This window comes from Vibrio makurazakiensis (assembly GCF_050337375.1).
Lineage (GTDB): Bacteria > Pseudomonadota > Gammaproteobacteria > Enterobacterales > Vibrionaceae > Vibrio > Vibrio makurazakiensis.
Genome location: NZ_JAKJSW010000139.1, coordinates 1 through 11853 on the forward strand (window position 1 = coordinate 1; position 11853 = coordinate 11853).

11 protein-coding genes are annotated in these 11853 nt (G+C 42.3%); 6 read left to right on the plus strand and 5 right to left on the minus strand.

Annotated features, from left to right (window positions below; genetic code table 11):
* The first annotated feature begins 353 nt into the window (after positions 1-353).
* The 4 genes from L4C33_RS14895 to rlmM are packed head-to-tail and all read left to right on the plus strand — an operon-like array spanning position 354 to position 3354.
* A complete protein-coding gene (locus L4C33_RS14895; protein WP_428813208.1) occupies positions 354-1262 on the plus strand; it encodes a transcriptional regulator GcvA in 909 nt (302 codons plus the stop codon).
* Positions 1255-1878 carry an alpha/beta family hydrolase gene (locus L4C33_RS14900; RefSeq protein ID WP_428813209.1) on the plus strand — a complete coding sequence of 208 codons (624 nt, stop codon included), beginning with the start codon at positions 1255-1257 and terminating at the stop codon, positions 1876-1878. Before L4C33_RS14895 ends, L4C33_RS14900 begins: the two co-directional genes overlap by 8 nt.
* Positions 1868-2266 (plus strand): DUF423 domain-containing protein, encoded by a 399-nt coding sequence (locus L4C33_RS14905; RefSeq protein WP_428813210.1) that lies wholly within the window; start codon positions 1868-1870, stop codon positions 2264-2266. Before L4C33_RS14900 ends, L4C33_RS14905 begins: the two co-directional genes overlap by 11 nt.
* Positions 2263-3354, plus strand: a complete 1092-nt coding sequence (rlmM, locus tag L4C33_RS14910) for a 23S rRNA (cytidine(2498)-2'-O)-methyltransferase RlmM (RefSeq protein ID WP_428813211.1) — start codon at positions 2263-2265, stop codon at positions 3352-3354. The genes L4C33_RS14905 and rlmM overlap by 4 nt, the downstream gene beginning before the upstream one ends.
* A gap of 137 nt (positions 3355-3491) precedes the next feature.
* Here the strand turns inward: rlmM and xni are convergent, their stop codons facing one another.
* The 5 genes from xni to queF form a co-directional block, all read right to left on the minus strand.
* Entirely contained in the window at positions 3492-4268 is a 777-nt protein-coding gene (xni, locus tag L4C33_RS14915) for a flap endonuclease Xni (RefSeq protein ID WP_428813212.1), read from the minus strand.
* A 100-nt stretch (positions 4269-4368) separates the two neighbouring features.
* The gene (gene ppnN, locus L4C33_RS14920; protein WP_428813213.1) at positions 4369-5727 is read right to left on the minus strand and encodes a nucleotide 5'-monophosphate nucleosidase PpnN; all 1359 of its coding nucleotides are present in this window, start codon (positions 5725-5727) and stop codon (positions 4369-4371) included.
* 194 nt (positions 5728-5921) lie between these two features.
* Entirely contained in the window at positions 5922-7487 is a 1566-nt protein-coding gene (locus L4C33_RS14925; RefSeq protein WP_428813214.1) for a GGDEF domain-containing protein, read from the minus strand.
* A 117-nt stretch (positions 7488-7604) separates the two neighbouring features.
* Positions 7605-9863, minus strand: a complete 2259-nt coding sequence (locus L4C33_RS14930) for a tetratricopeptide repeat protein (protein ID WP_428813215.1) — start codon at positions 9861-9863, stop codon at positions 7605-7607.
* Positions 9864-9902: 39 nt separating this feature from the next.
* On the minus strand, positions 9903-10748 hold the full coding sequence (gene queF / locus L4C33_RS14935; protein WP_428813216.1) for an NADPH-dependent 7-cyano-7-deazaguanine reductase QueF: 846 nt from the start codon (positions 10746-10748) through the stop codon (positions 9903-9905).
* Positions 10749-10878: 130 nt separating this feature from the next.
* On the opposite strand from queF, the gene syd reads away from it, so the two are divergent.
* Together syd and L4C33_RS14945 are read left to right on the plus strand one after the other, a co-directional pair.
* Positions 10879-11424 carry a SecY-interacting protein gene (gene syd, locus L4C33_RS14940; protein ID WP_428813217.1) on the plus strand — a complete coding sequence of 182 codons (546 nt, stop codon included), beginning with the start codon at positions 10879-10881 and terminating at the stop codon, positions 11422-11424.
* A 4-nt stretch (positions 11425-11428) separates the two neighbouring features.
* A partial coding sequence (locus L4C33_RS14945; RefSeq protein ID WP_428813218.1) for a DUF2310 family Zn-ribbon-containing protein occupies positions 11429-11853 on the plus strand: 425 nt, incomplete at its 3' end.

An 11853-nucleotide genomic window follows, 5' to 3' on the forward strand; every position in this document is an offset into this window, starting at 1 on the left:
GAATAGCTTGTACCTAATTGATACTTTTATAAATTATTAATAGTGCAGATAAAAAAACACCGCCATAAAGGCGGTGCGAAAAAATTTGACAGACAGGTCAAAATAAATACAGGAAGTATATGTTTCGTTACAATCAATAATCGCAACAAAACATTTGGTAGAATCCTACCTAACTCGAAAAGTACGAGTTTGCAAACACAACATCGCAACCACTAAGCCAATTGATTCTAGAGAGAATCAAGCCGTTCAGGCTAGCGTTGCGGGATGAAATATAGAATTTCTCTCGCCTCTAGACAATGGACAATTTATAATGTTTCAGATAAAAAAAACTAATGCACATTTAGAGAGTGATTATGTCTCGTCGATTACCTCCATTAAACTCGCTAAGAGTTTTTGAAGCTGCCGCTCGCCATTTGAGTTTTACGCGTGCCGCTGAAGAATTATTTGTTACACAAGCTGCAGTAAGTCACCAGATTAAAGCATTGGAAGAGTTCTTATCTTTAAAGCTTTTCCGTCGTAGGAATCGCTCTTTGCTTTTAACTGAAGAAGGACAAAGTTACTTCTTAGATATCAAAGATATTTTTACTTCATTAGCTGAAGCTACCGATAAGGTTCTTGAGAGAAGTGAGAAAGGCGCGCTAACGATAAGTTTACCGCCGAGCTTTGCCATTCAGTGGTTAGTTCCGCGCTTAGCGGATTTTAACCAGCAGCAACCAGATATTGATGTTCGAATAAAAGCGGTCGATATGGACGAGGGATCGCTTACCGACGACGTGGATGTCGCTATTTATTATGGCCGAGGAAATTGGTCAGGCCTTCGAGCTGACAAATTGTATCAAGAATATTTGATCCCACTTTGTTCACCGTCGGTGCTATTGGGCACGAAGCCATTAGAATCACTAAATGATTTGGCATGTCACACTCTATTGCACGATACATCAAGAAAAGATTGGAAGCAGTTTGCTAAGCAGAACGATATCGAAGGGGTGAATGTTAACCATGGCCCTATATTCAGTCACTCAACTATGGTTTTGCAAGCTGCGGCTCACGGCCAGGGTGTTGCATTGGGTAACAACGTACTGGCACAACCTGAAATAGAGGCCGGTCGCTTGATTGCCCCGTTTGATGAAGTACTTGTCAGTAAAAATGCGTTCTACGTGGTGTGTCACGAGAAGCAAGCTGATATGGGACGAATTGCTACTTTCAGAGATTGGATGCTGGCTAAAGCGCAAAGTGAACAAGAGGACTTGCTCGATGAATAACGTCATTATTGATGGTGAAGACAATCCAATCACCTTTATCTTTGCACATGGTGCTGGTGCAGGCATGGATCATGAGTTCATGCAGTCGGTGGCAAAAGGATTAGCGTTTAAAGGGATCCGTGTAGTTCGTTTTAATTTCCCTTATATGATTAAGCGAGCTGAAGATGGCAAGCGTAGGCCACCAGACAGAGCGCCTAAACTGTTGGAAGCCTATCAAGACATTATTGATTCACAAGATGCAGCTAAGATTGTTATTGGCGGTAAATCAATGGGTGGTCGTATGGCTAGCCACTTATCTGAGTGTGACAAGGTTGCAGGTGTGGCATGTTTAGGATTCCCTTTCCATCCGCCTGGAAAACCAGAAAAGTACAAAGGTGAGCATTTATCTGAATTAAAGAAACCTTGTTTAATACTGCAAGGTGAGCGAGATACTTTCGGTAAGAAAGAAGAATTCTCAGGCTTTGATTTAGCGGAATCTGTTCGCGTCGAGTTTATTCCTGATGGTGACCACAGCTTTAAACCACGTAAAAGCTCTGGTTACACTGAACAGCAAAATATTGCCGTTACGGTTGAGAGCCTCTCACGTTACATTAAAGAGGTATTGAATGAAGGGTAAGTACTTGCTTACGTTCGCAGGGCTGTCTGGTGCTGTGTCTGTTATGTTAGGGGCTTTTGCTGCGCATGCATTAAAGGCAAAGTTGCCTGAATATCTGTTAGAGGTATTTCAAACGGGAGTTCAATATCAGCTGTTGCATACTCTCGCTATTCTGGCTTGTGGGATCTTATTACAGTTGAAAGTTAGCCCAAAAGCGCAAAAGTATTTTTTGATTGCCGCGATTTGCTTTATCATCGGCATCCTTTGTTTTAGTGGCAGCCTTTATGCGTTGGCGCTGACAGGAATTAAATGGTTTGGCCCGATAACTCCACTGGGTGGGCTACTATTTATTATTGGCTGGGGAATGTTCTCCGTTGCTGCTTTAAAAATGAATGAGGTAACTAAGTGAAACACGTATTACTCTATTGTCGCTCTGGTTTTGAAAAAGAATGTGCTGGCGAAATTCAAGACAAAGCAACACAACTGGAAGTGTTTGGTTTTCCTCGTTTAAAGAGCAATACAGGTTTTGTATTGTTTGAATGCTATCAAGCTGGTGAAGCAGACAAGCTAGTAAAAAACATTGATTTTCAATCACTGATCTTTGCTCGTCAAATGATTGCTGTTGCTGTTGAAATCAAAGATTTACCGTCAGAAGATCGTATCTCTCCGATCCTTGAAGAACTTTCTGAAAAAGAAGGCTTCCCTCGCTGTGGTGATATTCGTATTGAAACGCCGGATACTAACGAAGCAAAAGAGCTACTGAAGTTCTGTCGTAAGTTTACGGTACCTATGCGTCAAGCTTTGCGTGGCAAAGGTTTAATGACAGCAAAAGATAATACGAAGAAACCTGTAATGCATGTGTGCTTCATTGCTCCTGGCCACTGCTTCATCGGTTACTCTTACCCAATGAACAACTCACAGTTTTTCATGGGTATTCCACGTCTGAAGTTCCCGTCAGATGCCCCAAGCCGTTCAACGCTAAAACTGGAAGAAGCTTTCCACGTATTTATCCCACGTGATGAGTGGGACGAGCGTTTAGCACCTGGTATGTGGGGTGTTGACTTAGGAGCTTGTCCTGGAGGTTGGACTTACCAGCTAGTTAAGCGCTCAATGTTTGTTCACTGTGTTGATAACGGCATGATGGCAGATAGCCTAATGGAAACGGGTCAAATTAAGCACCACATGGTTGATGGCTTTAAGTTTGAACCAGACCGTAAGAACGTAACTTGGATTATTTGTGACATGGTTGAAAAACCAGCACGTGTAGCACACCTTATGGGTGAGTGGATCATCAAAGGTTGGGCGAAAGAAGCTCTATTTAACCTTAAACTGCCAATGAAAGGTCGTTACGATGAGGTTCTACAAGATATCGAGAACTTAAAACAGTTCCTTATTGATAACAAAGTGAAATTTAAGATGCAGGCTAAGCACCTTTATCACGACCGCGAAGAGATCACAGTTCATATTCAGTCGCTTTCGAATATTTCACCGTACTAATCAGCACCAGTTTGTTGCTAGTCGATAGGTTTTAGTCTGTCACGCTGTGCGGATAAAGCTTAAACGAAAAATGCCTAATTCAATGAGTTAGGCATTTTTGTATCTGTTTATATATTAGCTGTCTCGAGTAAACTTAATTAGTTTGATGGCGCCTCATAGCGAAGGTCTTGCAGATTAAAACCCAGCTCAATATCTGTTTTTAGCGCAGACACCTGCTTACATACGCGAGCTGACTCTATGTGCTGGTCGAACTTTTTACGGTATTTTTTAGGTAGGTCACCGGCTTTATATGCTTCTTCAATATCTTGATAGGCGGTTAATATTTCTTTGGCTGCCTTAGGGCCAACACCGGGGATCCCTGGTACTTGGCTAGAGCTTACTCCCGTTAATCCCCAATAATCAGCAAGTTGTTCAGGTTTAACTCCAAACTCTTTTTCAATAAAGGGTTTGTCTAACCAGCGATGCTGAAAGTAGTCGCGAATTTGTAGGGTGGGGGAAAGCAGTTGGCAGTAACCTTTATCTGTGGAAATGATCGTTACCTTCTCTCCATGGCTGGCTACTTTTTTCGCAAGCGTTGCCACTAAATCATCCGCTTCATCACCATCTGATAAAAGTGAATCAATACCGAGTTCCCACCAAGCTTGTTGAATAGAATCAAGACCTGCCATTAACGGCTCTGGCATTGGTTTACGATTTTGTTTGTAGTTTGGAAGTACATCAGCTCGCCAGCCACGATCTTGTAAGTGGTGATCAAATACTGCGATGATGTGGGTTGGCTGAGATTCTGAAAGAATACGATTCAGAGTACGGGTTGTAGTAGTTATGGTTCTTGCAATATCGCTGGGGTCAGGTTGAGCTGAATGCACACGACGAATTAAGTTTAATGCATCGATGATCACAAGATGAATAGACATAACGTTCCAATATTTAAGGGGCTTACGATTAAGCCCCTAATAGTAACGCACTCACCAACGAGTTGAAATGAAGCTGTTAGTCACAGCTGTATTTTCGTTTCTACTTGGCGATTTTATAGCAAGGTACGTAGTCTGAACCACCGGGTAGCTTCATACGTTGCTGTTCAACAAAGTCATTAAGTAACTTATCCATTTTATTCATGAGATCAGCATCGCCATCAATAATGAATGGACCATGCTGCTCAATTTCTAGAATTCCCTCAGCTTTGACATTACCCGCCACAATTCCCGAGAATGCTTGACGTAAGCTTGCAGCTAGGTTTTCAGGTCGTTGGTCTAAATGTAAATCCAGGTTCGCCATACTCTCGTGAGTAGGATCGAACGGCATTTGGAACTCAGGATCTATCTTTAACGACCAGTTATAGCTGTAAGCATCACCTGTTTCTTTACGGTGAGCTCGTACCTGAGGCATTGCCTGGCTCATAATTTTTGCAGCTTGAGCTGGGTCATCAATGACAATTTGGTAATGTTTTTGAGCTTCTTCACCAAGAGTGTCGCCAATGAACTGATCGATAGAGCGGAAGTAAGCTTCGCTTTCCTTTGGCCCTGTTAATACGATTGGTAGTGGCTGTGAGGCATTTTCAGGGTGCATCATAATACCTAGGATATACAGCAGTTCTTCGGCTGTACCTGGGCCTCCAGGGAAGATGATGATGCCATGTGCCATACGAACAAACGCTTCCAAACGTTTTTCAATATCAGGCATGATCACCAACTCATTTACTATAGGGTTTGGTGGCTCAGCCGCAATAATTGATGGCTCGGTCAAACCAAGGTATCGATGGTCAGTGTATCTCTGTTTTGCATGACCAATCGCGGCTCCTTTCATTGGTCCTTCCATAGCACCAGGGCCACACCCCGTACAAATGTTAAGTTCTCGCAATCCCATTTCGTGCCCAACTTCACGAGTGTATTGGTATTCAATTGGGTTGATTGAGTGTCCGCCCCAACAAACAACTAGGTTAGGCTCAATGCCAGGAGTTAGTGCCCCTGCATTGCGTAAAATACCAAATACTAGATTAGTTATATGGGTAGCATTGGTTAGGTTTAAGCGTTGGTTGTCTGCGAGGTGCATATTAACGTAAACAATGTCGCGCAGTACCGAGAACAAATGTTCTTGAATACCTTTGATTATTTCACCATCGACAAACGCATGATCTGGCGGATTACTCAGTTCGAGTTTTATCCCACGTTCACGACGTACTACTTCAACATCGAAAGAACGGTATTTATCGAGTAATTCTTTTGAATTGTCGGTATGACTGCCTGAGTTTAGTACCGCTAGGGTACAGTTTCGGTAAAGTTGATAAAGGTCGCTAGATGCCGTTTTTTTAAGGCGCTCAACTTCAAGTTGAGAAAGCAAATCCATGCTACCGGCTGGGCTGATATGAGTGATCATAGTGCCTCCTTGTTCTATTAAAAGGAAAGCTAATTACCAGAGATGAAAACTGAGCCCGGATCTTTTTGATGAGGACTATTAAGGAATAAATGATAATTTAGCAAACTGTTAACAGTTAGCTTAGCAAAGATTTGAAGTTTTGCGATGTGATAAGTGTTTGAAAAATTGCAGTAAATTGAATTTTATATTTGTTATTAGTGCCACACCAACTGGTTTTTACCCAGCTTTTTGGCTTTATTGAGGGTTCTATTTAAACGTTCTAATACTTCTTCTGGTGTGTCAGATTCTTTAAATTGAGTACTTGCCGCACAGAGCGTGATCGTGATTTGCTGGTCGCGGAATTTGAAAGGTAAACGGCTAACTTGTTCTTGAATATTAGAGATAACTTGGTGGCAGTAATCATCGTTTTGTTCAGGCAGTAGCAAGACAAACTCTTCCCCAGAGAAACGAGCGACAGTGTCTGTTCCGCCAACTTCTTTGGTTATAGTTCGAGCGATGATTTTTAGAGCTTTATCACCAGCCGTATAACCGAAGCTGTCGTTAATGGCTTTAAAGTTGTCGATATCCAATAGCACGACACGTAAAGCGTGTTGCGAGCGAATCCAACGACGATATTCCAGCTCAAGACGATCCGTAAAAGCAGTACGATTGTAGACTTTGGTTAGAGGATCTAACAGCATACGCTGAGCTTGGTCTTCTAAGCGGCGGCGGTAATCTTGAGTGACTTCAAACAACGAATCAAGTTGGCCTTTGCCGTAATTCATACGCTCTACCAGTGCCAGCTCTTTTTCTTCCGAGTGGCGTAGGCGTTCTGACAAAGATGCGATCTGACTTAATAAAGGGTTAATCGTATCTTTGAGTGAATTAATTTCTTTCGCATTCTTTACTGAAATTTGGCTTTTGGTAACCAGTTCATTAAGTTCGCTGTTTAAACCTTGTCGGTGTTCTAAGTAGCTTTGGCTTTGGTCGGTATTTTGGTCTGCAGTTTTGATACTAGAAGAGAGGGAGGCATTGAGCTGTTCGATGAATTGTTCTGATGTCTTTCGTTCTAAATTAGTCCCTTCAATCACTAACTTAAGCACTTGCAGTGTCAGCTCAAACAAAGCTTGTGTCGATACACCAAGTAGCAACTTCGCCCGGATATCGATAAGAATCTCACCAGATTCACCTTCAAAGTCTAACTCTGTGATTAAGTGTTGAAGCTCTGTAGCTAGGCTCGCTAGGAGTTCTTGTTCTGGGGAGTATTCGCTATCTGAAAAGTTAGAACGGGAGTTTGTTGCCATAATTTTGATGGCACGTTCATAAATGCTGAGCAGCTTCATTGCATGGTCAACCTTTTGGCTGCCATTGCATTCAGAAAAGCTCAGTAGGTTACGTAGATCGCGCTTAAGCTGCGCAGGTAACCCGGTGATTCTCTGCAGAGTTTCACCGCTGTGCTTTATACTGTCATCCAGATATCCATTCTGTTTATCCATAGCCAACGTTTTCTGCTTGAGCATCCTTTCTAACACGGCGAGTCGAGGTATGAGCGTGCTGATGTCTTTTTGTTGTTCTAGCTCTTCTTTTAGAGCGAGCAGCTTCTCATCAAGTTGTTGGTTATTGCCAACACATGCACCAGTAAGTGATGCAACAATACGCTTAAGAACTTTTTGCTCTCGTTTAAATTTGAATGAAGTATCTCGTTGTGTCAAACGCACATGTTCCAACTGAGATTTCAGTTGATGCAGCTGAGCTTGAATATCTTGTTCGAGAATACCCATAGAAATATAAACTTATACCACTTAGATCAAACATGATCTTATTGATGAAATGCGAATTAGTGATAATAACAAAACTAAAAATAACGTCACCTAGTTCGGCTATCAAGTGCGTGATAATTATTCATCTTTTAGCATTTTTTTGAGGCTGTCCTCATTCTGATATGAAGATTGTATTTTAATTAGCCCCTGATTAATGGCATGTTTGCATGCTTCTCTTATGTTACCAGTTGCAAGGCTTGCAGCTGGGGCGTTCTCAATGGCTTTCAAATACACCCATTGGCTAGAGTGTTCTTTTAAGCTGGCTTCTCGCGCTAAATTAGTCGACATGAGCAGTAAATCCAAAAGCTCCTGGTCGTTTATCGCGGTATAAGCTCGCGGAAGGAAAGGGTAGTCTGCGATACCAATGCGAACCACTCGGTTGATATTTCTTTCTGGTTCAAAAGCGGTAATCCAAGACTGAATTTTGTGGAAAACCATTTCTGGTGATTCGTTTCGGTCGGCGTTTGGCTCAATATAAAGCAAATTTGCATCAGAAAAATGGTACATGCGAGCTGGGCTATCCATTTGCGATTTTATGAAAGCGCCAAAGGCTTCTTCTAATTCAATTCCTGCTTTGTAGCCGTTTTGGATATACATATTGCGTAAGAACGGAAGGTCAATCATCACGAAGCGCAAGCGGTCGTTCAGTGGTTCGTGGATCAGTTCGCCCATTTGCCATTGTTCAAAAGTTTCGTTGGTGCGCTGTAGCGAGGTCGACAGTTTCGCGTTGAGCATGCGTAAATTGCGTAATTTTGAACGAGAATGTGTGTAAAGATCTTTGCTTAACCCATCAATCTGTCTTTGTTGATCGTGGATTATGTAGCCTCGTCTAAGAACAAAGAAGAACAGGATAATGCCGCACAAGAAGAGTCCAAAAGCGATTTTTTGGAACTTGCGGTGCTCATATTTGTACTCTTCAAGCTCTTCTTCTTGAGATGCATAGTGTAAAGAACGCTCTGCAAACTCTTTTTGTTGTCTGAAAGCATCTTCGCTGACTCGGTTCAGGTTTTGTTGTTGTAGGGCGACTAATGAATTGTAATGCTTAATATTGACTAAGGCTTGTTGATAGTTGCCTGCCTGTTCATACCCCATAGCAAGTAGGTTATATGCTTGTAAGGTAATGCGAGTGTTGTTAATTGAGTTCGCTAAATCCAATCCTCTTTGCGCTTCACGGATCACTTTTTTGCTGTCTTTGAGGTGGTAAGCCAACCCTGACGACATTAGTGCTGATTTTGCTTCGAGTAGCGGTGCGTTGGAGTATTCAAGTAGTTCTAGAGCGCGAGTCAGGTATTGCTCTGCAAGTGGGTAGTTATACAAACGTAAGTAGGTGGCCGCGAGGTTTAGACGAATTTCGATAACCTGAGAAATATTGCGGTCGGTACTTTCATGATCCAATACATTAAAGAAGTGAACTAAAGCTAAATTGTACTTACCTTGGAAGAAGTACACTTCACCCATTTTTTTTAGCACATCAGCAAGGATTGGTGAATCTTCATAGTTGTCATAAAAGTCAGCAGCTTGTGACAGGTGTTCTAAGGCTTTATCAAGCACTTGTCTTTCAAAGAATAGCTGTGCGAGTAGTAAGTTCACTTTTGCTAGACGTGCACTCAAGTTGCCCTCAACGGATTTCCAGTAACCGTAAAGCAGTTCTGTCAGGGCGCTGTTGTACCTTTTGTGAGTCAGGTAAAACTCACCAAATGAAGTGTGATAATCAATAAGAGATTTATCAGAACGACGACGCTCAAGATAGGTTTTGGCATTTTTGAATAGGGCTTCTGCCTCTTCCACATCGTTGTCGTATGATGCTATTTGAGCTTTGAGCATTGTTAACCTAAATGCGACGTTATCTGTAAGCTGGAACGTTTTACTTATTGATAAGAGTTGTTCTTCGATTTTATTGAGTTCGTTTTTGGCATAAGTGGATCTGCGATCGTTAAGCCATACAATTTTGGTTTTTAGTAYACGTACATCAAGCTCTAAATAAGGCAGGAGAAATTGTTTAGCGAGTTTCTCTGCTTCACCGAGTGTCTGAATAGCGGAACGCAAATTACCTAAATTGTACTGAGCTTGTGCAAGGATCTTATAAGCGTCAATACTGCCACTCGGTGTTCTGAGTGAGTTGTCGGTGTCCTCGCGGGATATCGCCGATGGGCTCTGTTCATTCCGATCGGAAAGTGTGCGTTGGTTTAGGTAGTTTGTCGCAATTTGCTTTGATTGGTTTGGATCGATATCCACCAACTTATTGGCTTCGTTAAGCAAAGTTGATGAGTAGATCGTCGCATTCACTGCTGAACTTATCGTTAGGCAAATTAAACCAACCAGGTAAAACCAACGCATGTTATATCCCTTGTTTATTTATGATGTCCGGTATCAAAGCTACTGACGAGCCATACGCTTGTTGTGACTCGGTTTGTCTTGTTCAGTCGAACGGTACGGGTTGATGTCGAGCCCACCACGACGAGTGTAGCGTGCGTATACCGTGAGTTTACTCGGCTTACAGTATTTCATTATGTCGGTGAAGATACGTTCAACACACTGCTCATGGAATTCGTTGTGCTCACGGAAAGAAACTAAGTATCGCAGAAGAGCTTCACGGTTAAGTTGTGGACCCACGTAATCAACTTCTACGCTGCCCCAATCTGGTTGATTGGTGATCAAGCAGTTGGATTTGAGTAGGTGGCTGTGCAGTGACTCAGTGACTACTTCTGAACTTGCAGCGTCTTTTAGTAAATCAGCATCAAACTCATAACTGTTAATTTGAATATCTTGATCATCAATACAGTCACCTTTCATCGTCACGATAGGCTGATTCGTATAATCCGTTACTGTATTTACATTAACCAGTACAGTTTCACCTGCGCAGTTAGACAAATCTTGAACTAGGCGAGCGGTTACTTCATCCCAATTTTTGAATTGAGTCTGGTTGTAACTGTTTAAATACAGTTTGAAAGATTTTGATTCAATTAAATTTGGGCTGGTTGCAGGGATGAAAACTTCCCCAACGGCTACTTGAGGTAGTCCATTTGAGTTCAACCAAGAAAGCTCGTACATAGTCCAAATATCGTGACCAATGAAGGGTAAGTCGCCATTTAACGCGAGATCATCACGGTTTAGACTGCGCGGTACTGGTTGCAGTAGGCTTGCATCATATTGGTTTGAGTACTCAGTTTTTTGGCCTAGGGTTAAACCCGCTAGTTCTTTGGCATCAGAATATTTGCTCATACTTTCGCTTTAAATTCGATTAGAATGGAGCCAATTTTACTGAATCCCTTTTACTGTGTCATTAAGTCATCGCTTACTCGGTGCAGAAAGGTACAGATTCCACTTAATATTACCGCGTTAGGAGATCTTCATGACTCAATGTGCCCAAGATGCACTGTTTTCTTTTAGTCAGCGCTACGTTGATGCATGGCAAGAGCAGCACCAAAGCTTACCTCTCAATGAAGAGTTGGTGGATATCGTGTCACCTTGCGTAGAAGGAAAAAGTGGTGATGCGGTGTTGTGGAAAAGCTACCCACGCGAGCAACATGCTGATTTTTCAAATGTTGAAACTGGCATTGAACTTGAGTTGCATCAAGATATAAAAACTTTTTACGGTGCTCAATATAGCGCAGATATGAACGCAACTTACCAAGGTAATGAGCTAACACTTCTGCAAATTTGGAGTGATGAAGATTTTGAATGTCTTCAAGAAAATATTCTGGGTCACCTTGTTACTCAGCGCCGCCTAAAGTTGAAACCCACCGTGTTTATTGCGGCGACAGATGCAGAGCTGGACGTAATTTCTATTTGTAACCTAACGGGTAACGTAGTTTTAGAACGCCTAGGAACTAAGAATCGCGATGTTCTCGCGGAAAACTTAGCGGACTTTTTAGCACAACTAGAGCCAGCGGTATAAATAGATGTACGTAGTAGAATTGCAATTTGAGTGTTTTGATAACACAACGGTAAGCGCGGTTGATAAAGCGATTAATGGCCTTATGGATGCATTGCGCTTTAACGGACAAGTGTTAGGGCGAGAGTTTCCTATTGTGATGGGCGAAGGCGAGTTCTTTGTGCGTGTGGTATGCCCTGAGCAAGACAGCTTACACCCAAGAAACCACTCTGATTTCGTCGATGTATGTTTTGATAGATTGTCGGAAGCGAGTTTACTTGCGCCGAAAATGCGTATGCTTGGTCGTGATTTAAACTCAGAAGAAGTCGCAGAAGAAGAGACACCAAGCTGGCAAGTGCTTTACACAACATATGTCCACACGTGCTCTCCACTACGTAGCGGAGAAACTTTATTACCTATTCCGTTGTACCGTAATAAGCCTACATCGAATGG

Excerpts from the sequence above, each read along its gene's own strand:
- L4C33_RS14895 (WP_428813208.1), top strand. The coding sequence starts at position 354 with ATGTCTCGTCGATTACCTCCATTAAACTCGCTAAGAGTTTTTGAAGCT.
- L4C33_RS14900 (WP_428813209.1), top strand. The coding sequence starts at position 1,255 with ATGAATAACGTCATTATTGATGGTGAAGACAATCCAATCACCTTTATC.
- L4C33_RS14905 (WP_428813210.1), top strand. The coding sequence starts at position 1,868 with ATGAAGGGTAAGTACTTGCTTACGTTCGCAGGGCTGTCTGGTGCTGTG.
- xni (WP_428813212.1), bottom strand. The coding sequence starts at position 4,268 with ATGTCTATTCATCTTGTGATCATCGATGCATTAAACTTAATTCGTCGT.
- ppnN (WP_428813213.1), bottom strand. The coding sequence starts at position 5,727 with ATGATCACTCATATCAGCCCAGCCGGTAGCATGGATTTGCTTTCTCAA.
- L4C33_RS14925 (WP_428813214.1), bottom strand. The coding sequence starts at position 7,487 with ATGGGTATTCTCGAACAAGATATTCAAGCTCAGCTGCATCAACTGAAA.
- queF (WP_428813216.1), bottom strand. The coding sequence starts at position 10,748 with ATGAGCAAATATTCTGATGCCAAAGAACTAGCGGGTTTAACCCTAGGC.
- syd (WP_428813217.1), top strand. The coding sequence starts at position 10,879 with ATGACTCAATGTGCCCAAGATGCACTGTTTTCTTTTAGTCAGCGCTAC.